The sequence below is a fragment of the Vibrio fujianensis genome (genome assembly GCF_002749895.1).
GTDB lineage: Bacteria > Pseudomonadota > Gammaproteobacteria > Enterobacterales > Vibrionaceae > Vibrio > Vibrio fujianensis.
The window spans coordinates 34,594-37,363 of the sequence record NZ_NBUS01000032.1; the positions used below are offsets into that span (position 1 = coordinate 34,594).

Below are 2,770 nucleotides of genomic sequence, written 5' to 3' on the forward strand. Positions count from 1 at the left end.
AGTGAGTTAGCATTATGTTGGCCCTGTTTTCAAGCGTGGCAACAGACACTAAAAGACAGCAACCAAATCGATTTTAATATCATGATCAGCCGAGCTGCTGAATATGTGCGTAAAGGTAAATTTTCTGTACCTTGGAAATATATCATGGTGGATGAATATCAAGATATTTCGCCGCAACGGCTCGAGTTGATCCAAGCTTTGTGTGAACAAGAACCAATTCGCCCGAACTTATTTGCTGTGGGCGATGATTGGCAATCTATTTATCAATTTGCAGGATCCGATGTTAATTTAACGACGGAATTTTCGGCCCGTTTTCCACATTCAACGATTCATCATCTAGACACAACCTATCGGTTTAATGATCAGATCGGTGCTGTGGCCAATCGATTTGTGCAAAAAAATCCCCACCAATTACCGAAAACGCTCAATAGTTTTAAAAAACAAAAACAACCAGCGGTGTATCTTAGCGAGAGTGCTCAGGTTGAGAAAGTATTGGATCAGCTCAATCGAAAAACCAAAACACCCAAACGTGTTTTATTACTCGGTCGTAACCATTATCATCGACCAGAGCACTTATCAGATTGGCAGCAGCGCTATTTATCGCTGCAATTGGAGTTTATGACTTGTCATGCCAGTAAAGGAAAAGAAGCGGATTATGTCATTATACTGGCAGTGAATGAAGGTCAATTCCCTGCACGAGTGAAAAGCCTTCATCTCGATAGCGCGCTTAACCAGCCAGAAAAGGCCTACCCTTATGCAGAGGAACGACGCTTATTTTATGTTGCAATGACCAGAGCAAAAGAAAAAGTTTGGGTAACCTACAGTGGTAATGGTTCTTGCTTTGTTCAAGAGTTATTAGCCGATGATGACTATCCGGTGATCAAATATAAGTAACCTTATGATGTATAAAGGAAGGAACCGATGAGCAAAGCGTTAATTTTAGTTGATGTGCAAAATGATTTTTCGCCCGATGGTGCATTACCTGTTCCTGATGGTGACGCGATTGTGCCTGTGATTAATCTTTTGATGCCCCATTTTGACCATGTGATTGCCACCAAAGATTGGCACCCAGAAGGGCACGCCAGTTTTGCCTCAACGCAGGGAAAACAACCGGGAGAGCAGATGATACTGGCTGGCATTGAGCAGATCCTTTGGCCGGATCATTGCGTGCAAGAAACTCACGGGGCTGAGTTTATAGCTGGGCTCAATCTCGATGCGATTGAACGGGTGATATATAAAGGGACTCAACCTGAGATCGATAGCTATAGTGGTTTTTTTGATAACCAGCGTTATCAAGCGACAGGTCTGGCGGATTACCTACATAAAATAGCAGTAACAGAGCTTTATATTGTCGGGCTAGCAACCGATTACTGTGTTAAGTATACGGTTTTGGATGCGATTTCATTAGGCTTTAAAACATGGGTTATCCAAGATGCTTGCCGAGGGGTTAATCTCCATGACGGTGATATTGAAGCGGCTTGGAGCACCATGCAAGCGGCCGGTTGTCAGTTGACGGTATCATCCTCTTTTTTACAAAAAGGGTATTAGACAACCACAAAAAGAAGCGTTTTTTTGAAAAATGAAATGCTTCTTTTCCTACTTAAATTGGTATGAGCGGGATAGAGCTTTATTGTCAACTTTAATTGTTTTTGTCGAGTAGACGACACTTGTTACCAAGTGCCGCCCCTCTAAGAACCGTACGTGTAACTTTCACTGCATACGGCTCAAGTCTCCACTAAGGCATCAAATAATACCCAGCAGCTTATAACGCAGTCGGGACAGGTTCAACCCAAGAGTTACGGGCTAGTCTTTTGGGTTTTATCTTCGTCAAGTATTCTTGGTATTGGGGGCAAAAGGGGTGTAAGCGCCCCATGATCCCACGGGGCGTTTTAGTGTGAAAAGTTCCAAGGAAGAAGTGAGTTGATATCAGGCTCTGGCTTTGCCAGTTCCCTCATACATTTGACCATGTAATCGTAGAGTATCAGTCCGTTCGCTTTCGCCGTCTCGATGATGCTATACAACAGCGCACTAGCATCCGCACCATTAGGATTATTGGCGAACAACCAATTTTTTCTGCCAATAACCAGCGATTTGATTGCGCGTTCCGCTCGGTTGTTGTCGATAGATAAATGCCCATCTTCAACATAGCGTATCAGCTTAGACCACTGACCCAAGGTGTACTTGATGGCTTTACCAAGAGGACTCGATTCGATGATGTTCTGCGTGGTTAACCAGTCATACAAGTCATCCAACATCGGTTTGGCCTGCGCTTGTCTTTCTGCCCAACGCTCTTCGACCGAAGCCAGTTTTAATCGCGATTCCAGTGCATACAGCTTTTGGATTTTGGCTAGCGCCACATCCGCTTTACCTGCTTTACCTTTGCCCTGAAGTTTTTTCGCCTCCATGAACTTACGACGTGCGTGAGCGAAGCAACCGACATTGGCCATGTTGGTTAATCCGTCATAAGCCGCGTAGCCATCACTTTGTAGATAGCCTGAGTAATCGCCCAAAAAGTTCACGGGGCACGCTCTCGCGCGGCTGTTTTGATAGTCGAACAAGACGATATTTTTCATGTCAGGGAGTTTGGCTTCAGGGGAATCGGCTCCCGAGCAGTACAACCACATATAACATTGCTTGTCTTCCTTAAGCACATTGAGCGGTGTTTCATCGGCCTGAACCACCACTTGTTCGAGTAAGTGAGCCTTCAGTGCCTGATAAAGCGGTTTGAACTTTTCACTCACCTGGATTACCCACCTTGCCATGGTGGTTC

3 protein-coding genes are annotated in these 2,770 nt (G+C 44.7%); 2 read left to right on the forward strand and 1 reads right to left on the reverse strand.

The window, feature by feature from the left end:
- A partial coding sequence (locus B7C60_RS17470) for a UvrD-helicase domain-containing protein (RefSeq protein WP_245868380.1) occupies positions 1-894 on the forward strand: 894 nt, incomplete at its 5' end.
- Between the two features lie 27 nt (positions 895-921).
- The gene (gene pncA / locus B7C60_RS01505) at positions 922-1,548 is read left to right on the forward strand and encodes a bifunctional nicotinamidase/pyrazinamidase (protein WP_099610128.1); all 627 of its coding nucleotides are present in this window, start codon (positions 922-924) and stop codon (positions 1,546-1,548) included.
- Positions 1,549-1,889: 341 nt separating this feature from the next.
- Here pncA and tnpC read toward each other — a convergent pair.
- Positions 1,890-2,770: IS66 family transposase (gene tnpC / locus B7C60_RS01510; protein ID WP_157928669.1), on the reverse strand; the 881-nt coding region annotated here is incomplete at its 5' end.